This is a genomic window from Leucobacter sp. G161, assembly GCF_001482305.1.
GTDB lineage: Bacteria > Actinomycetota > Actinomycetes > Actinomycetales > Microbacteriaceae > Leucobacter.
On sequence record NZ_LOHP01000064.1, the window covers coordinates 125,913 to 144,278 of the forward strand.

Consider the following 18,366-nt stretch of genomic DNA (forward strand, 5'->3'; position numbering starts at 1 on the left):
GGAGCTGTTCACGATCTTCCTCTGCTCGGGGGACTGGGCGAGTCTAGTTTACTCAGGCACGAGCGTGGCGCGCTTGAGCGCTCGAGAGTGTCGCAGCTCACCGGCCTTCACCGTGATCACGCCTGTGACGATGAGGGCGGCTCCCAGCCACTGCAGCGGAGTGGGCACGACGGCGAGTAGCACGATGGTCCATACGATCCCGAATAGCGGCTCCGAGTAGCCCGTGAAGCTCGACACTGTTGCGCCGAGACGCCGTGAGGCAGCGACCCCCAGCAGGTAGGAGAGCACCGTCGAGATGAGCACCATGCCAGCAACGACGATCCAAGGCGACAGGGAAACGCCGGCGATGGTGGCGGGAGCCGACGTCACCTCGAAGGGGAGCATGCCAATGGCGCCGGCGACGATGAGGGGCACCGCGCCAACGAGCAGCCCGAGTCCGACGAAGGGCAGCGTGGGGATGCCGTGGTCGCTTGCTGCTCCCGTTGCGTAGTACGCTGCGTTGCCCGCTGCGGCCACGAGCGCGAACGCTATGCCGAGCGGATGCAGCGACACCCCGGCGAGCACGCCTGAGATCGACACGACCCCGAGCACCGCGATCCCGGCTCCGGCGAGTGTGACCCACGACGGCGCCACGCGGCTTCGGGCCCACATCCACAGCATGAGCATGACGGGGCCCGTGAACTCGATGAGGAGGGCGAGGCTGGGTGGAATGTACTGCACCGCGAGAAAGAACGCGAGTTGGCAGCCTGCGACAGCGAGGACGCCGAAGGCGAGCAGCTGTGGCCATGCGCGCCGCACGAGATCCCAGCGACCGCGCATGAGCGCAATCGTTGGGCCGAGCAGCACAATTGCAGAGAACGCGATGCGTGCCGTGGTCGCAGCGCCGGCGGACCATCCGGCTTGCATCAGCGCGCTCGCGAAAATGCCTGACAGCGCGAACGACGCGGCCGATCCGATTGCCAGGAGAAAGCCGGTGACCGCCGGGGCCTGCGCCGCAACATGGGGTAGGGGAGCGCTCGCTTGCATCATTGCCTATCGGTGCTGTGCTGGTGTGAATAGTTCTGAGGCTATCGCGTTCGTCCCGCTATGGTGGAGGCATGGCAAGCGAGCTCGATGTAGACCTGTCCGAAACGGCGCGGATCGCGCGCGACCTCATCCGGATTGACACGTCAAACCGTGGTGGTGGCGATGCGAATCCCGAGCGCCCAGCGGCCGATTACGTGTCGGCCTACCTGCGTGAACTCGGGCTCGATCCCGTCACGATCGAATCGGATCCTGGGCGAGCGAGCGTCGTTGCGCGCGTGGCAGGCCGGGAACCGAACCTGCCAGCGCTTGTGCTGCACGGGCATCTCGACGTGGTCCCGGCGGATCCGGCAAATTGGTCCGTCGATCCCTTCGCCGGGGTCGTCAAAGACGGCCTGCTCTGGGGGCGTGGCGCCGTGGACATGAAGGACATGGACGCCATGATCCTTACCTCGATTGCCGAGATTCTTCGCGCCGGCGAACAGCCCAGACGCGACGTCATCCTTGCGTTCTTCGCGGACGAGGAGAACGGCGGTATCTACGGCTCGCACCACCTTGTCGAGCACCACCCCGAACTGTTCGCGGGTGCCGGCACCGCCATCAGCGAGGTCGGCGGCTACTCGATTGACATCGCGGGCAACCGCGCGTACCTCATCCAGACGGGCGAGAAGGCGCTCGACTGGATTCGGCTGCGTGCTCGCGGTACGGCCGCCCACGGCTCGCGCGTCTGGCACGACAACGCGGTGACCCGACTTGCCGAGGCGATCGCCGCGCTCGGTCGGCACGAGTGGCCGATCGCGCTCTGTGACACGACCCGCGAACTCGTCGATGAGATCGCGAAGCTTGTTGGCGAGGACCCGAAGGAGATCAACCCCGAGGAGCTCGTGCTCAGCCTCGGCGCGGGGGCCGGCTTCATCCAGGCGAGCCTGCGGAACACCTCGAACCCGACGGTGCTCTCCGCCGGCTACAAGCACAATGTCATCCCTGACACTGCTGAGGCGCTCGTCGACGTGCGCACGCTGCCGACCGAACAAGAAGAGGTGCGTGCGGAGATTCAGCGCATCGTCGGCGACGACATCGAAATCGAGATCGTCCACTCGGACATCGGGCTCGAGGTGCCGTTCTCGGGTGAGCTCGTCGACGCAATGAAGGCAGCACTCGAAGCGCACGACCCCGGTGCGAAGGTCCTCCCGTATATGCTCTCGGGCGGCACGGACAACAAGGCGCTCGCGCGGCTCGGAATCACCGGGTACGGCTTTGCCCCGCTCAAGCTTCCGGCAGATCTCGACTTCCCCGGGATGTTCCACGGTGTCGATGAGCGGGTGCCCCTTGACGCGCTTGATTTTGGACACCGCGTGCTCGCGGACTTGCTGCGCGCTTACTGATCCCTCAGTTGCGCTTGGGCTAGTCTGGACGACGGCCCGCAGCGCGTGCCATGAGACGGAAGGCCACCACCGCATGGGTATTTTCGAGGCGATCATCCTCGGTATCGTTCAGGGGCTCACTGAGTTCCTGCCGGTTTCTTCGAGCGCACACCTCCGGGTGACGAGCGAACTCCTGGGCATCGGCGACGCCGGTGCAGCGTTCACCGCGATCACCCAGATCGGCACCGAAGCGGCGGTCATCGTCTTCTTCTGGCGAGACATTGTGCGCATCATTGGGCGATGGTTCCGCTCGCTGTCAGGCAAGACCGTTCCGCGGAACGACCCTGACGCGAAGATGGGCTGGTGGATCATTCTCGGCACCATCCCGATCGTCGTGCTCGGCCTGCTGTTCCAGGACGCGATTGAGACGACGCTGCGCTCGCTCTGGTTCACCGCTATCTCCCTCATTGTATTCGGCCTGCTGCTCGGCGTCGCCGACAGGGTCGGCTCGAAGGTGCGCCCGATCGAGAAGCTCACCTGGAAGCACGGCCTCATCTACGGTCTCGCGCAGGCTGCGTCGCTCATTCCCGGGGTCTCCCGCTCGGGCGGCACGATCACCGCAGGCCTCTTCATGGGCTACAAGCGTGAGGCGGCAGCCCGCTACTCGTTCCTGCTGGCGATCCCCGCTGTGCTCGGCTCTGGCTTCTACCAGGTCTTCAAAGTCATCAAGGCTCCGGAGAACCAGGCGCCGTGGAGCATGACGATTGTTGCGACCGTCGTCGCCTTCGCCATTGCGCTCGTCGTGATCGGCTTCTTCATGCGGTACATCTCGAAGCGCAGCTTCATGCCGTTCGTGATCTACCGCGTACTCATCGGCGGCGTGATCATCGCGCTGCTGCTTACCGGAGTCTTGACCCCCGGCGGCGAGGTCGCTGCCCAGGCTGCGATCGGAGCTACCCCGTGAGAACTTGGACCCCGCCCGTGATCCCCGAACTGCCGGGATCGGGTGAAGCGCCGAAGCTGTTCAACACGGCGACGGGACGCATGGAACACCCTGCGATCCAAGACGACCGCGCGACGCTGTACGTGTGCGGGCTGACGCCCTACGACGCGACGCACATTGGTCACGCCTTCACCTACCTCACGTTCGACATCATGCAGCGTGCCTGGCACGACGCTGGCATCGAGACGGTGTACGCGCAGAACATCACCGACATCGACGACCCGCTGCTCGAGCGGGCGAACGACACCGGTGTCGACTGGCGCGCGCTTGCCGACGAGCAGATCGGGCTCTACCGTTCCGATATGCACCGGCTCGGCATGATCCCGCCAGCTCACTTCGTTGCGGTGACCGAAGCCATCGATGAGATTGCCTACGGTGTGAAGCAGCTCATCGAGCGTGGCTTCGCGTACACCGTGCCGACGCCTGATGCGGAGGGCGACGACATCTACTTCGACGTTCGCGGTGCGCAGAAGGAATCGCAGTGGCGGCTCGGAGATGTTGCCCCGTACGAGCGTGACCTGCTCGAAACGTTGAGCGCAGAGCGCGGGGGAGACCCCGAACGCGAGGGCAAGCGTGACGTGCTCGATCCGCTGCTGTGGCGCGCCGCACGCGACGGTGAGCCGAGCTGGGAATCTGCGGTCGGCGTTGGCCGTCCCGGCTGGCACATCGAGTGCACCGTGATCGCACGGGAGGCGCTCGGCGAGCTGTTCACTGTGCAGGGCGGCGGGCACGACCTCGTGTTCCCGCACCACGAGTTCACCGCTGCGCACGCCACCGCGATCTCGGGCAAGCCGCTCGCGCACGCGTACTGTCACGCGGCACTCGTGTCATACGACGGCCATAAAATGTCGAAGTCACGCGGCAACTTGGTGTTTGTGTCGAAGCTGCTCGACGGGGCGCACGCGGGTCACTGCGTTGACCCGTCGGCGATCCGTCTCGCGCTCCTCGCCAACCACTACCGCTCCGAGTGGGAGTGGTTCGACACTGATCTCGAACGGGCCGAGCGTCGACTCGCGGCCTGGCGCGAGGGCCTTGAGCGCACTCCTGAGGAGCCTGCGTCCGCCGCGGTCGTTCTGCAGCAGCTTCGTGCAGCGATGGCGAACGACCTCGATACCCCCGTGATGCTCGCGACGCTCGACGCGGCGCTCGATGCTGGTGTCGACGATCCGTGCCTGATCGCCAACGCCGTGCATGCGCTGCTCGGTGTGCAGCTCCAGCCCGGCGAGTAACGCCAGACGAGTCGCCCGATGGCCCAGTTAGCGTGTGCTGGCTGGGCCGTCGGCGTCTGAGGGGCCTGCGGGGCCGGCTGGCGGTGCGGCGTCAGACGGGCCGTCGGTGTCTGCAGGGTCGTCGGCTTCCGGTTCACCGTCGCTGCCGGACAGCGTCTCGGCGTCGATCGCTCCGAACTGCCCGCGAGAGTCCTGCTCGAGGAACTTCTCGAACTCGGCCGCGAGCGCATCGCCCGTGGTCTCCGCTGCAAGCGCGTCGTCCCGTGCCTCTTCGAGGCTGCGGATATACCGGGTCATATCGTCGTCGTTCTCAGCGATCCGGTTGATATTGCTCTCCCAGTCGGTCGCCTGGGCGAAGAGCTCGCCGCGGGGGATGACGATGTCGAGCAGCTCTTCGAGCTTGTCGAGAATCGCGAGCGTCGCCTTTGGTGACGGCGCCGAGTGCACGTAGTGCGGCACCTGCACCCACAGCGAGAGGCTGTCAATGGTTGCGGCCTCGAGCGCGATGTCGATTGCGGTCACGATGCCGACGGGACCCTCGTAGTCGCTGCGTTCGGCGCCGTAGCGGTCGCGCAGGATCGGGTCTTCCGAGGTGACGCTCGTAATGATCGGGCGGGAGTGCGGAGCGTCTGAGTACATGGAGCCGAGCAGCACGACGAGATCGACGCCCCACACCTCCGCGAGTTCGACAACCTCGTCGGCGAAGTTCTCCCAATCGCGGCCTGGCTCGTAGCCGGGCATAAAGAAGAGGTCGTGCACGGGACTGCCGTCGATGCGTGTGATCGCGTCGCTGTCATGCGCTGGGGTGGCGTCTGCGGCGCTCTCGGCTGCTGCGAGCCCGTGCGTGGGCGACGGCCGGTGGACCGTCCCGTACAGCCGCGTGTCGGGCCAGTCGATGACACGCTGCCCCTGTTCGTCACGCTGCATCCGCGGGCGTTGGAGTTGGAGATCTACGAAGCTCTCGCCGCCTATGACGTGAAGGAGCTCGGCCTGCTGCAACCCAATGAGGTGCTGCAGAGCCTCCGATGTGGCGTCACCCGCATCGCTCCAACCTTGGAACGCTGCGATGAGTACGCGCGGCGCGAGGTCAGGTCCTGTCGAATTATTCACGCCCTCCAGACTATCTCCCACGCCCGAGGACGCAGACCGGCAAGCCGCACGCGCTCAGGAGGCCCGTTCTCTCCGAAAGCTCCCGGTAAGATCATTGGAATGACGACCGCGTTGATTCCCGCTGCTGCGCTGTGGGACATGGATGGCACCATCATCGACTCAGAGCCGCTGTGGATCCGCGCCGAGGTCGCGATGCTCGCACGCTTCGGGCTGCGCTTCCCGGAGGGACTCGAGACTCAGCTCGTCGGGCTTGGGCTCACCGCCGCGGCGACACATTTTCAGGAAATGGGTGTCCCGCTCTCGGTCGACGAGATCATCGGCGAGTGGACCGAGGCGCTCATTGTTGGTCTCGCTTCGGAGCAGCCGCGCTGGATGCCGGGTGCGCGGGAGCTGCTCGCCGAGTTCCGGGAACTGGGCGTGCCGAACGTGCTCGTCACGATGTCTGTGCGCCGCATCGCCGATGCTGTCGTCGCGCTGCTGCCAGAGGGCAGCTTTGACGCGATTATTGCCGGCGACGAGGTCGAACACGAGAAGCCCCACCCGGATCCGTACCTGCGTGGCGCTGCAGCCGTTGGCGTAGCTGCGCACGATTGCATCGCCTTCGAGGATTCCCTGCCCGGCGCGACAGCGGCGATGGCCGCCGGCTGCGTCGTGATCGCCACACCCGGGCTCGTGCCGCTTGATGACGCTGCCGCTCATGAGGTACGTGCATCGCTCACGGGCTTGACCGTGGCCGCGGTTGCTCAGCTCTGGGCTCAGCACCGCACCCACTCTGCATCCGTCGGCGCGAGCGCCACAACCCTCGCAACCGAGGAGAACACCGAGACTATGAACGCACACGACGCACACGACCAGCACCTCCCCGAGCAGTCAGGCGCGCAGCCTGCCCCGGCCCTGCGCGGACCATTCCGCCTCGGCGACCGCGTGCAGCTCACCGGCCCAAAGGGGCGTATGAACACAATCACGCTCGAGGCTGGGGCCGAGTTCCACAGCCACAAGGGCATGATCCGCCACGAGGATATCGTCGGGATCCCGGACGCATCGGTGATCGAGAACAACAGCGGCGAGGAGTACCTCGCGCTGCGCCCGCTGCTCTCCGACTTTGTCATGTCGATGCCGCGCGGAGCCGCCATCGTGTATCCGAAGGACGCCGCCCAGATCGTGTCGCTCGCGGACATCTTCCCCGGGGCCAGGGTCGTTGAGGCCGGCGTCGGCTCGGGTGCGCTGTCGCTGCACCTGCTCCGTGCGGTCGGCCCCGAGGGCGAGGTGCACTCGTTTGAGCGTCGAGATGAGTTCGCGGAGATCGCGCGTGCGAACGCGCGCGCATACGCCGGAGCGGACCCGGCGAACTGGACGGTGCGCGTTGGCGACCTGCAGGAGGAGCTCCCGAGTGCGCTCGAGGCCGGGTCGGTCGACCGGGTTGTCCTCGACATGCTCGCACCCTGGGAGTGCGTCGACGTCACGGCGAACGCGCTCTCACCTGGTGGCGTCGTCATTTGTTACGTTGCGACGGTGACCCAGCTCTCCCGCACGGTAGAGGAGCTCCGCCGGTCGGGGCTGTTCACCCACCCGCAGGCGTCGGAGACGATGGTGCGCGGCTGGCACGTTGAGGGGCTCGCGGTGCGCCCGGACCATCGCATGGTTGGTCACACCGGCTTCCTGGTGACCGCGCGGAAGCTCGCTCCCGGCACGCAGTTGCCGAGCTTGAAGCGACGCGCGTCGAAGAGCGACTTCTCTGAGGCCGACATGGGCAACTGGCTCCCCGACATGGGCCCGGACGCTGACCTGGACGCCTGGAGCGAGGAGAGCGTCGGTCAGCGCGTGAAGAGCGACAAGATTCTCCGTAAGAAGGCGCGCGAGGCGCAGCGCATCGCGGATCACCGCGCCGGAATCGACGCGCCGGCTGAGGGCACCCCCTCGGCGACTCCTGACCACGCGGGCGACTAACGCCCGAACCCCAGCGGCCACCCGGTAGGATGGGCAGGTTCGCATTCGACGCACTCGAGAGGTGTTCCATGCTTCGTCGCATTGCCCCGGCGGTTCTTACTGTCGCTGTCTCCGCCGCAGTCCTCACCGGCTGCAGTTCGACTGACGCCGTTGAGGTGGATCGTGGCGACTGCGCCGCGACGCTCGGCGCCGGCGCGCTCAGCGACAGCGTCGTAGTCCTCGGCGCGTTCGGCACTGAGCCGGAGGTGTCCATCCCGACCGAGACTGAGGTCTCGGTGTCGCAGCGCTCGATCGTTGACAGCTCTGGCGTCACCGCCGGCGCGAAGGTAGCCGGCAACGACACCATCGCGTCCGTGAACTTCGCGTTCTACGATCAGGCTTCGGGCGAGAAGCTCTTCGCGAGCTCCGGCTTCGGCGGTGCAGCAGAAACCAACGAGTTCTTCATGCTCGCAGCAGACATGATGAACCCGCTGAGCGCGGCCGTTGAGTGTGCGGCGCCCGGTGAGCGCGTGGTGCTCGCGATGAGCCCAGAGGACGCGCTGCCCCTGCGCCAGCAGATCGGTGGGACCCCGGAGTCAGCCCTCGTCGCGGTCATGGATCTCGAGGATGTTTCCGGCTTCAAGGCTTCCGGTCGCGAGAAGGGGCTCCCGAACGGGTTCCCCGCGGTCGTGACCGATGAGACGGGGCAGCCCGGGCTCGTTCTCCCGCCGCGCGAAGCCCCGGTTGGGCTGACCTCAGCTGTCCGCGTTTCGGGCGAGGGCGACGACGTGTCGGCTGAGGGGCGCCTGCTCGTGCAGATGCTCGCGGTGGGCTGGGACGGCTCCGTCCTCACGAACACGTGGACCGACGGCGGCCCGCAGATGCTCCCCGGCGAGACCGAGTCTGCCGCGCAGGGGCTCGCGTTCCGCGCAGAGTTGACTGGCAAGCCCGTTGGCTCGCAGGTTGTCATCACCGAGGGCGGCGACAACGCCCGGGTGATCGTGCTCGATATCCTCGCGGCGGGATAGTACGGGGCGGTCGTGGCCCGGTCTCAGATTCCGAGCGAAGAACGCGTCTTTAGCCTGGTGCTCGCGCTTGTCGCGAGTTCTGGGGGACTGACCAAGCACGAGCTGCTGTCGTCCGTCTATGGGTATGCCGATCGCTACCGTCGGGGAGCGCAGCCTGCATCACTCGAGCGACAGTTCGAGCGGGACAAGGAGCAGCTGCGGCAGCTCGGCATCCCGGTCGAAACGATCGACTCACCGGGAGAGCCTGGCAACAACCAGCTCGCCCGCTACCGCATCTCGAAGGCGGCACTGCAGGTGCCAACGGGGCTCGCGTTCACCGATCGAGAGCTCATGATGCTGCGCATGGCGGTGCTCGCCTGGCGCGAGGGCAGCCTGACTGATGATGCCAGGCGCGCGGCGATGAAGGTAGAGTCCCTGGGCCGAGGGCGCGATCCCCTCAGCCTCGGCGTGAGTGCAGGGTTCGGCACGTCTGAGCCGTCAGCGCCCGCGCTGCTCGCGGCCATCGAGGCCCACCAAATTGCTGAGTTCTCATACCAGCTGCCGCAGCGCGAGGTTCCTCTCGGCCGGCGGGTGTACCCGCTGCAGCTCCACCGCTTCGAGGGCCGCTGGCACCTCATCGCGTACGACCTCGACCGCGATGCCACGCGCGTGTTTCTGCTCGCGCGGATCTCGGGGCAGGTTGTCGCGCGCGAACGACGCCCGGAAGAGGCAGCGCGTCCAGGCGACGCCGCGGCGCTCGTCGAGCGTGCCGTCGCCGACATGCACCAGATCCAACGGGACACCCAGGTGCTGCTCCGGGTGCAGCCCGGTTCGCGTGCCGACGCGAGATTCTCCCGTGACGCGGCCGTGGTTCCCGTCGACGACGGCTCGCGGGTGCTGCAGTTTGGCACGGTTGACCTGCACGAGCTTGCTGCCCTGATCGCCGGCTACGGTGCGGAGGCAGTGGTGCTGGATCCGCCGGTGCTTCGTGACGCGGTGATCGCGTTGCTGCGCGCCGTCGACACCGCGCACGGCGGCTTTCCCAGTGCCGCAGATCAGGAGGGGGAGTGATGTCCCGTCAGATGCTGGCGAGCGACCGCGTGCTGCTGTTGCTCTCGCTCGTTCCGTACCTCCGCGAACACGGGCCGACGCCGATCGCCGAGCTCGCCCGCACGTTTGATGCGGATCCACGCATGCTCCGCTCCCTCATCGGGTTTCTCGGCACAGCGGGCATCCCTGGTGAGACGCTCGCGTACCAGCACAACGACCTGTTCGACATCGACTGGGACGCGTTCGAGGAGCACGATATCGTCTCGCTCACGCAGACCGTCGCCGTCGATGAAACCCCGAGGTTTACCGGTGTGGAGACCGCCGCCCTGCTGGCCGGGCTTGCCGCGCTGCGGCCCCTGCTCACGGCCAAGGATGCGCGCCTCGCGGCTGACCTCGGTGAACGGCTCGGCGCGATGATGGGCACAGCTGAGCTGCCGGCGGTCGTCGTCTCGCAGGAAGACCCACAGGGCGACCTCGCGGTGCTTGTCCGCGCGATCGAAGCGGAGCGTGCCGTGCGCTTCAGCTACCGCGACGCTGCAGGCACCGTCAGCAGCCGCACGGTCCACCCCGGCTCCCTGACCGAGCGCGAGGGCACCTGGTACCTCCACGGCTTCAACGTTGAGCGCTCGGCCCAGCGGACCTTCAGCGTGCCGCAACTCAGTGACCTGACCGTGCTCGACGAACGCCTCACCGCAGCGGCCGCTCCGCCGGATGGAGTTGCGACAGGCGCCACTGATCCCGCATCGATCGATGCTGGCGCGCGCGAGAGCAGTGAGATTCTCGCGATCGTTCCCACGCGCCTTCTCGGCGCGATCCGCGGCTTCGCGCCCCAGCAGGTGACCGGCGGAGACGTCGTAGCGACCCCGGGCACAACGCTCGTGCGGATCGACGCCTGGCACGCTGGAGCCGCGGTGAGGCTCGCCCAGCACGGGCCGGGCGAGATCGAGATTGTCGCCCCGGTGGCTGCCCGAGCGGCGGTCAGCGCGTGGGCGGAGTCGGCGCTCGCGGCATACGGCGAGTAGCCACGATCTTCGCAGCGGGAAAACGGTACACTGTCGCCATGGCGAAAGAGGGGCGCGAGACGCGCAACCGGCAGGGGCGTATGAGTCTCGGAGAGCACCTCGTCGAACTCCGAAAGCGCCTGATTATTGCCGCCCTCGGGCTCGTCCTCGGGCTCGTCGGCGGGTTTTTTCTCGTCAACCCTGTCTGGGACTTGCTGCGCAAGCCCATCAACGACCTCAAGCTGCAGGGTCGAGAGGCCGTGCTCACGTACAGTGCGATCACCGAGGGCTTTGACCTTCGTATCCAGATTGCGCTGTTCATCGCCGTCATCATCACCGCGCCGATCTGGCTCTATCAGATCTGGGCGTTCCTCGCGCCGGGTCTGACCCGCAAAGAGAAGCTCTACGGGGTCGGCTTCCTCGGTGCAGCGGTCCCTTTGTTCCTCGCGGGGATTTTTGCCGCCTGGATGGTGCTGCCGAACATCGTGAGACTCATGTCCACGTTCCAGCCCAGTGAGGACGCCTTCTTCCTGCAAGCGAGGCTCTACGTTGACTTCGCGGTGAAACTCATGCTCGCGGTCGGCGTTGGCTTCGTCATGCCCGTCGTGCTCGTCATGCTGAACTTTGTCGGCATCATCCGGGGGAAGACGATTCTCAAGAGCTGGCGAGTCGCGATCCTCATCATCGTACTGTTCGCTGCGCTCACCACCCCGGCCGCCGATCTCTGGAGCATGTTCCTGCTCGCGGCCCCGATGGTGTTGCTGTACTTCATCGCCGTCGGGATCGCCCTGATCCACGATCGCCGACTCGACAAACGCAGGGCGAAAGAGTTCGAGGAGTATGGCATCGACATGAGCGAGCCTGACCTCAGCGAACTCGACGACGAGGACTCCTCGGCATCCCAGAACACCAAGCCTCGAAAGGCGAGCCAAGACTCGTGAATGACGCACCCTCCCTGCCAGACGCGGGAGTAGCAGGGCCCGAAGCTGGCGCCGCAGACACCGCACTCGCGCACTTCGAATCCCGCCTGGAGTATCCGCTCGACCCGTTCCAGCGCAACGCCTGCGAGCGGCTTGAAGCCGGGCGCAGCGTGCTCGTTGCTGCGCCGACGGGTTCCGGAAAGACGACCGTGGCAGAGTTCGCCGTCTATCTGGCTCGCCGTGAGCGGAACACGAAGATTTTCTATACGACGCCCATCAAGGCGCTCTCGAACCAGAAGTTCCACGAACTCTGCGCTGAATACGGCGAGGACGAGGTCGGCCTCCTCACCGGCGACGTAAACCTCCGTGGCGATGCACCGATCGTGGTCATGACCACCGAAGTGCTCCGCAACATGATCTACGCCGATTCGAAGACGCTCACCGATCTCGCCTTCGTCGTGCTCGACGAGGTGCACTTCCTCGGTGACCGGTTCCGCGGGGCGGTGTGGGAAGAGATCATTCTGCACCTGCCGCGGACGGTTCGGCTCGTGTCGCTGTCGGCGACGGTCTCGAACGCAGAGGAGTTCGGCGACTGGATGCACGCGGTCCGCGGCGAAACCGACGTGGTGCTCTCGGAACACCGTCCCGTGCCGCTCTACCAGCACGTGCTCACCACGAAGGCGCTCATGCCCCTGTTCGTGGACCGCGAGGGCGAGCTGGCGCGCGCTGGCAAGGTGAACCCGGAACTCTGGATGCTGTCCGGGCGCGGACGCGGTGGCCGGGGAGGTCGCGACGGCGGGCGTGACGGCGGCGGTGGCCGTGATCGCGGTCGTTCGCGCGGCGGCCCACCACAGCGGCGGACCAGGCGGATCTCGCGCGGCGACATCGCGCGCGCGCTCGACGAGACACAGCTGCTCCCGGCTATTGTGTTCATTTTCAGTCGCAACGGCTGCGACCAGGCCGTGCGGCAGTGCATGTTCGAGGGCATCACCCTCACGACCCGCGAGGAACGCGAGGAGATCCGTCGAGTCGCCTTCAAGCTGGTGGACAGCCTGAGCGAAGAGGATCGCCGGGTGCTAGAAACCCGGGAGTGGATCGCCGGTCTCGAGCGCGGCGTTGCCGCGCACCACGCCGGGCTGCTGCCAGCCTTCAAAGCTGTCGTTGAAGAACTGTTCCAGCGCCGGCTCGTGAAACTCGTATTCGCGACGGAAACGCTGGCGCTCGGCATCAACATGCCGGCGCGCGCGGTGGTCATCGAACGGCTCGACAAGTTCAACGGTGAGCAGCGCGTGCCGCTCACCTCGGGGGAGTTCACGCAGCTGACTGGCCGCGCGGGCCGACGCGGTATCGACGTCGAGGGCCACTCGGTCGTGGTGTGGAGCGACGCCGTTGACGTGGAGGAGCTGTCCCAGCTTGCGGGGACCCGCTCGTTCCCCGTGAAGTCGACGTTCAGGCCGACCGCGAACATGGCGGTGAACCTGCTGCAGCGCCTGAGCTATACGCAGGCACGCGACGCCCTCGAGCTCTCGTTTGCGCAGTTCCAAGCCGACCGCGCGGTCGTCGATCAGGCGCGGGAGCTGCAGTCCGCACAGTCATCGCTCAAGGGCTACGAGAAGGCCGCTGCGCGCGCGCAGGGCTCGGACAAGAAACGCTGGGAGGATCGCGCGAGGAAGCTGCGTCGGCAGCTCGAGCGCGGCCGCAGGCAGGTTGCGAACCGCACCGGCACGATCGCTCGCACGTTTGAACGGGTCGTGGAGGAGCTGCTCGAGCTGGGTTACCTCTCGGGAGACACGCGCGACGGCGGGGTCGAGGTCGCTCCGTACGGGGAGATGCTGCGCCGCATCTATGGTGAGCGCGATCTGCTGATCGCTGAGTGCCTGAGGCATGACCTGTGGCGTGGCCTCGACGCCAATGGTCTCGCCGCGATGTGCTGCGCGCTGAGCTATGAGCCGCGCCGCGACGATGAGGCAGTGGATCGCGGCCCGGGCGGCAAGTTCGGCCAGGCCTTTGATCGGGTGCTCGACCGCTGGGTCGCCCTTGACGACCTCGCCGAACACTACCGGCTGCCGCGTGCCGACATGCCGCACGCCGGTCTCGCCGCGACCATGTATGACTGGTCGAAGGGCGCGACGCTCGAGCGTGTGCTTGAGTCGAGTGGGCTCGGCGCTGGCGACTTCGTGCGCTGGACGAAGCAAACCATTGACCTCCTTGACCAGGTGTCCCAGGCGTGCGACGTTGCGATCGCGCACCCGGATCTCAGTGACGACGCGGTGCGACTGGGCGTGCTCGGCGCGCTTGCCCGCGACGCGAAGCGATCGATCCGCCGCGGCATCGTTGAGGCGTCGAGCTCGTCATGACACCCGAGGTCCTCGACTCAGTGCCGACGACGGCCCGGTCCGTGACCGGGAGACTTCCGTGGTGGATCGCGGTGCCAGCTGCCGCGCTCGGCGGCCTGCTGCTCGACGTGGCGAACCCGGGCGCCGCAGTCTGGCCGCTCGTGTTTCCCGCGGTGTTTCTCATTGTCGCGAGCTGGTGGCAGCAGTCCATTCGCGGCGCGATGCTCGCTGGCGCGGCCGCTGGTGCGGTCTTCTGGATGACGCAACTCAGCTGGCTGACGCTCTACCTGGGCCCTGTGCCGTGGCTCGGGCTCTCAGCCGTGATGATTGCCTGGTTCGTGCTGCAGGGCGCCGCGACCGCGGCGGCGACCCGGGGGCTCGCTGCGCTCCGCGGACGCCCCTGGAAGCTGGCGAAGTATCTTCCGCCGCGGGTGGTGCTGCCACTCGCGCAGGCGCTCGCGGTTGCGGGCATTTGGGTGCTGCGTGAGGGCGTGCAGGGGAACTGGCCGTATGACGGCTTCGCGTGGGCGCGCATCGCGCACCTCTTCGCCGACAGCCCGCTCGGTGCGCTCGTCTCGTGGCTCGGCTTCGCCGGGCTGAGCGGTCTCATCGTCTTCGCGGTCGCCGTGATCGTCGCGATCATTGCGCAGCCGCGCACCTCGGCAGGGCTTGGCGGCAGGGCAGCATCCGGAACGGTTGCGGCGCTCGTTGCGGCCGCCGCCGTGTTCGGGCTCGCGTTCGTGCCGCCCGCGGGCCTCGAACAGACCGGCACGCTTCGCGTTGGGGCGGTGCAGGGCAACTCGAAATCGGGGATCTTCGACAATCGCGAAGCGGGCGACGTGTACGCCGACCACGTGCGCGGCACGGAGGAACTCCTCGACGAGCTTGAAGCCGCAGGCGATCGCGTCGACGTGATCGTGTGGCCGGAGAACTCGGCCGAGTTTGCCCTCCCCGACAATCCGCTGCGGGCGCGCGAGATCGCGCTGCTCTCCCGGCGCGCCGAGGCTCCGATCGTCGTCGGGACGATCCTCGCTGGCGACGACGGCACCTATACGAACAGCTCCGTCGTGTGGGGGCCCGAGGGCCTCGAGGATTCGCAGGCCGGGAACCGCTACGACAAGCGCTACCCCGTGCCGTTCGCGGAGTACATGCCGAACCGCAGCTTCTTCCGTGCGCTCGCGCCCGACCTCGTCGATCTCGTGCAGCTCGAATACGAGCACGGCGAGTTCGCTCCGGTGCACGGCGTCCAGGCGCTCGGCCGCGAGGTCGTCGCGGGCGTCGCAATCTGTTTCGACATCATCTTCGATGATCAGGCCGAGCAGATGATCGACGAGGGCGCGGAAGTGATCTTCGCGCCGACGAACAACGCCGACTTTGGTCGCACCGACGAGAGCGTGCAGCAGCTGCAGATCGCGCGGCTCCGCGCGATCGAGACGGGGCGCGCGGTCGTGAACATTTCGACCGTTGGAACGAGCCGGATCATCGCGCCCGACGGGCGCAACCTTGACGCTCTTGACACCTTCACACGCGGCGCAATGGTTGCTGACGTGCCGCTCGTCACTGGGGAGACGCCGGCGCTCCGGTTCGGAGCGCACATCTCAACGATGTGGATGATCGTAGGCGGCGCGGGAGTAATTGTCGGCAGCGTCACACTCGTACGCCGCAGGTACGCCCGCGCCAGCTAGACCTGGGTGGTACCGCTACTTCGCAGTGCCGCGACGGGCGCGCAGCAGCTTCAGCCGCTCCTCGAGGAGCTCCTCAAGTTCCTCGCGGGAGCGGCGCTCGATGAGCATGTCCCACGGGGTGCGCTGCGCGGACTCCTTCGCTTCGAGTTCAGCGCGCGCGGTGCGGCCGGCCTCGTCGTCAAGAAACCCGATCTCGCCGCTTCGCTGATCCGTCCACTCGGGCGGCGGCTCGGCATCGGCATCGAACGTGACAGCAAAACTGACGCCCTTGTCGGTGATGTACTCGACGGTGCGGCGCGGCGACAGCTCGACGCCTGCCTCGCCCTGCAGGCTCGTCGAGCCAATTCTGGACCCTTTAAGTGTTCGATCGGCCAATGAAGCCTCCCTCGCCTTCGGCGGTAAAGCTTCGCGCCATCTGGGTTGGCACTGCCGCCGAGTTATTCGCAGCGTATCGCGAATCGCGTGCCGAGTACACCCCTGATTGCTCGAAGCGAACCTTGGGCTTGACGGCTCCGGGCTTGCCGCAACCGCGCGAGGCATGCGGCCAGCGCGCGGCTCGTGGACTACGCTGAGACGAGTTCAAACGCCCACCCACTCACACACTGAGGGAACCACACTGTGACTGAGACCGCTGCCACCCCAACGCTCGACGCCGGAAGCCTCGCAGGCCGTAGGGCCCTCGTTACCGGATCATCCCGTGGCGTTGGTGCCGATACCGTCCGCTACTTTGCTGAGGCTGGAGCCGACGTTGTCGTGAACTTCCGCAACAAGGCGCCGCGTGCAGAAAAGCTCGGTGCACAGCTGCGCGAGCTCGGCGTGCGCGCGCTCGTGCAGGGGGCAGACCTCACCGACGAAGCATCGGTCGCCGGCATGATGGCAGACATCAAGGCGGAGTTTGGTGGGCTCGATATCCTCGTGCTCAACGCCTCCGGTGGTATGGAATCAGGGATGGCCGAGGACTACGCGCTGCAGCTCAACCGTGACGCGCAGCTGCGTGTACTCGACGCCGCGCTGCCCCTCATGGGTGAGGGATCGCGTGTCGTCTTCGTGACGAGCCACCAGGCACACTTCATCCGTACGACGCCGACGATGCCCGAGTATGAAGCAGTGGCGCTGTCGAAGCGTGCCGGCGAGGACGCACTGCGCGAGCGCATTCCCGCTCTTGCCGAGCGCGGCATCGGCTTCGTCGTCGTCTCGGGCGACATGATCGAGGGGACCGTCACCGCGACCCTGCTCAACCGCATGAACCCGGGCGCGCTCGAGGAGCGTCGCGAGCAGGCCGGCAAGCTCTACAACGTGGCGGAGTTTGCCGCTGAGGTCGCCCGCGCAGCTGTCGAGGACGTGCCTGCGGACAACACGCGCCTGGTGGGTGACGTCGCGAGCTTCGGCGCGTAACGCCCGATCGTTCAAGCTGTCCGCTTCAAGGTGGCGAGGATCCGCGCAGCCGCGACCTCGCCACCTGGCGGAGCGCGCCGCAGTCTGCGGTCCGCGGCTGCAACCCGCGCTTGCAACTCCTCGTCATCGAGCATCTCGGTCACGCATGTGCGGATCTGACTGGCTGTCGCGGTGCGCGCGAGCAGGCGCGCTAACCCCGCAGTCTCGAGCGTGCGCCCGACATGTAGCTGATCCGAGATCGGATTGATCGGCAGTACGAGTATTGGCACGCCGTGGGCGAGCGCCTTGAACGTTGTCGAGTGACCGTCATGACCGATGACGAGGTCGGTTGCGGGGAGCAGGGTCTCGTGCGGCACCCAGCCACGCACCTCGACGTTCCGGCGCCCCGGAGTTCACCGCCAAGATCAACCCCGCCGGTGGTGACGACAGCGTCGACTGGTAGCGGTGCGAGCGCCGCAACAAAGCTCCGATAGGTGGGAAGCATGCCCGGCCAATCCGTGGCGCTGAGCACCACCAGTACCCGGCGGCGGCTACTCCTTGCGGAGGGTTCGACGCCGGTGTCGGACGTTCCCACCCAGGCGTATCCACGCATACCTCGGGAGGAACAGCTGGGGTCGAGCTGCTCGTCTGTGAGCATCAGCCGGGTCGCTGCCGCATCCCAAGCAGCGCGAGCCCGCGGCCGGCGGGGCCGCGATCGAATGGCTGGGCCCAGTAGTCGCCGAGGGTGTAAAAGAGCACCGCGACGGGCCGACTGGCCGCGAGCGCGCCACGCAGCGGAGCGATGAGCGTACAGTCGACGACAGTGCCGTCGGGTTGTGCAGCTGCGACGAGCGTCCGCGCGGTACGGGTGGCGGCCGGTCCCGCGAGAAGGCCAGCCATTGCGAAGCCCTTTCGCAGGCCCTTGCCTCCGCGATCCGGAGTCACCGCAAGCGCCGCATCGAAGCTGGCCGTGGGAAACCCGATGCTGTCGGCTTCCAACCCGGCGAAGACGATCTCGACGCCGCGCCTGGTGAGGGCGTTGGCCACCGCGAAGGTTGGCGGGAGGTTACCGCCACAGCCTGCTGTGATGAAGAGTGTTTTCATCGCGAATGCCTTTCTCGGGACACGTGCGAACATGGTAGGCCGAAAAAGTGGCTAGCCGCAGTGAGGGCGGGGAATGGCTCAACCATGTGACGGCGGCAGCGCCCGAAGCGCCAGGCCCGCTGACGTCTGCCGTTGGCTGCTGGGCCGGTCGACTGTCGAGCGGAAACTGGACTGTGAACGGGAATTCTTGCTACGCTCAACAGTGGCGTGCTGGCATGGGGGCCCACGCTGCGA

Annotated in this window: 16 protein-coding genes and 1 pseudogene; 12 read left to right on the plus strand and 5 right to left on the minus strand. The window is 66.8% G+C overall.

Annotation, left to right across the window (positions count from 1 at the left end):
* Window positions 1–48: 48 nt before the first annotated feature.
* The gene (locus tag AUL38_RS10620) at window positions 49–1,029 is read right to left on the minus strand and encodes a DMT family transporter (RefSeq protein WP_235590686.1); all 981 of its coding nucleotides are present in this window, start codon (window positions 1,027–1,029) and stop codon (window positions 49–51) included.
* A gap of 68 nt (window positions 1,030–1,097) precedes the next feature.
* On the opposite strand from AUL38_RS10620, the gene AUL38_RS10625 reads away from it, so the two are divergent.
* The 3 genes from AUL38_RS10625 to mshC all read left to right on the plus strand — a co-directional run bounded on the left by AUL38_RS10625 (window position 1,098) and on the right by mshC (window position 4,619).
* Entirely contained in the window at window positions 1,098–2,408 is a 1,311-nt protein-coding gene (locus tag AUL38_RS10625) for a M20/M25/M40 family metallo-hydrolase (protein ID WP_059061961.1), read from the plus strand.
* A 73-nt stretch (window positions 2,409–2,481) separates the two neighbouring features.
* Window positions 2,482–3,351: an undecaprenyl-diphosphate phosphatase gene (locus AUL38_RS10630; RefSeq protein WP_059061963.1), complete on the plus strand. Its 870-nt coding sequence runs from the start codon at window positions 2,482–2,484 to the stop codon at window positions 3,349–3,351.
* Window positions 3,348–4,619, plus strand: coding sequence for a cysteine--1-D-myo-inosityl 2-amino-2-deoxy-alpha-D-glucopyranoside ligase (mshC, locus tag AUL38_RS10635; protein ID WP_059061964.1), 1,272 nt, complete (start codon window positions 3,348–3,350; stop codon window positions 4,617–4,619). The genes AUL38_RS10630 and mshC overlap by 4 nt, the downstream gene beginning before the upstream one ends.
* Before the next feature lie 27 nt (window positions 4,620–4,646).
* Here the strand turns inward: mshC and AUL38_RS10640 are convergent, their stop codons facing one another.
* Entirely contained in the window at window positions 4,647–5,729 is a 1,083-nt protein-coding gene (locus AUL38_RS10640) for a PAC2 family protein (protein ID WP_059061966.1), read from the minus strand.
* Window positions 5,730–5,828: 99 nt separating this feature from the next.
* Between AUL38_RS10640 and AUL38_RS17770 the strand changes: the two are divergent.
* From AUL38_RS17770 to lnt, 8 genes and pseudogenes are all read left to right on the plus strand, one after another.
* Window positions 5,829–6,377: pseudogene (locus AUL38_RS17770) on the plus strand (HAD family hydrolase); the annotation flags it as partial.
* Between the two features lie 180 nt (window positions 6,378–6,557).
* Window positions 6,558–7,676, plus strand: coding sequence for a tRNA (adenine-N1)-methyltransferase (locus AUL38_RS17775; protein ID WP_235590689.1), 1,119 nt, complete (start codon window positions 6,558–6,560; stop codon window positions 7,674–7,676).
* A 68-nt stretch (window positions 7,677–7,744) separates the two neighbouring features.
* The gene (locus AUL38_RS10650; protein ID WP_083506797.1) at window positions 7,745–8,683 is read left to right on the plus strand and encodes a hypothetical protein; all 939 of its coding nucleotides are present in this window, start codon (window positions 7,745–7,747) and stop codon (window positions 8,681–8,683) included.
* Window positions 8,684–8,695: 12 nt separating this feature from the next.
* Window positions 8,696–9,733 carry a YafY family protein gene (locus AUL38_RS10655; RefSeq protein ID WP_083506793.1) on the plus strand — a complete coding sequence of 346 codons (1,038 nt, stop codon included), beginning with the start codon at window positions 8,696–8,698 and terminating at the stop codon, window positions 9,731–9,733.
* Complete coding sequence (locus AUL38_RS10660) at window positions 9,733–10,734, plus strand: YafY family protein (RefSeq protein ID WP_059061973.1); 1,002 nt, start codon at window positions 9,733–9,735, stop codon at window positions 10,732–10,734. The genes AUL38_RS10655 and AUL38_RS10660 overlap by 1 nt, the downstream gene beginning before the upstream one ends.
* Window positions 10,735–10,772: 38 nt before the next feature.
* Entirely contained in the window at window positions 10,773–11,654 is an 882-nt protein-coding gene (gene tatC, locus AUL38_RS10665) for a twin-arginine translocase subunit TatC (protein ID WP_235590687.1), read from the plus strand.
* Entirely contained in the window at window positions 11,651–13,990 is a 2,340-nt protein-coding gene (locus AUL38_RS10670; protein WP_369795304.1) for a DEAD/DEAH box helicase, read from the plus strand. The genes tatC and AUL38_RS10670 overlap by 4 nt, the downstream gene beginning before the upstream one ends.
* A complete protein-coding gene (gene lnt, locus AUL38_RS10675) occupies window positions 13,987–15,654 on the plus strand; it encodes an apolipoprotein N-acyltransferase (RefSeq protein ID WP_059061975.1) in 1,668 nt (555 codons plus the stop codon). The genes AUL38_RS10670 and lnt overlap by 4 nt, the downstream gene beginning before the upstream one ends.
* Before the next feature lie 15 nt (window positions 15,655–15,669).
* Here the strand turns inward: lnt and AUL38_RS10680 are convergent, their stop codons facing one another.
* Entirely contained in the window at window positions 15,670–16,029 is a 360-nt protein-coding gene (locus tag AUL38_RS10680) for an RNA polymerase-binding protein RbpA (protein ID WP_059061978.1), read from the minus strand.
* A gap of 243 nt (window positions 16,030–16,272) precedes the next feature.
* On the opposite strand from AUL38_RS10680, the gene AUL38_RS10685 reads away from it, so the two are divergent.
* Complete coding sequence (locus tag AUL38_RS10685; RefSeq protein WP_059061980.1) at window positions 16,273–17,049, plus strand: SDR family oxidoreductase; 777 nt, start codon at window positions 16,273–16,275, stop codon at window positions 17,047–17,049.
* A gap of 11 nt (window positions 17,050–17,060) precedes the next feature.
* Here AUL38_RS10685 and AUL38_RS10690 read toward each other — a convergent pair whose 3' ends face one another.
* Window positions 17,061–17,417: a glycosyltransferase gene (locus AUL38_RS10690; RefSeq protein WP_059061982.1), complete on the minus strand. Its 357-nt coding sequence runs from the start codon at window positions 17,415–17,417 to the stop codon at window positions 17,061–17,063.
* Window positions 17,418–17,685: 268 nt separating this feature from the next.
* Entirely contained in the window at window positions 17,686–18,132 is a 447-nt protein-coding gene (locus AUL38_RS10695; RefSeq protein WP_059061985.1) for a hypothetical protein, read from the minus strand.
* Window positions 18,133–18,366 lie beyond the last annotated feature (234 nt).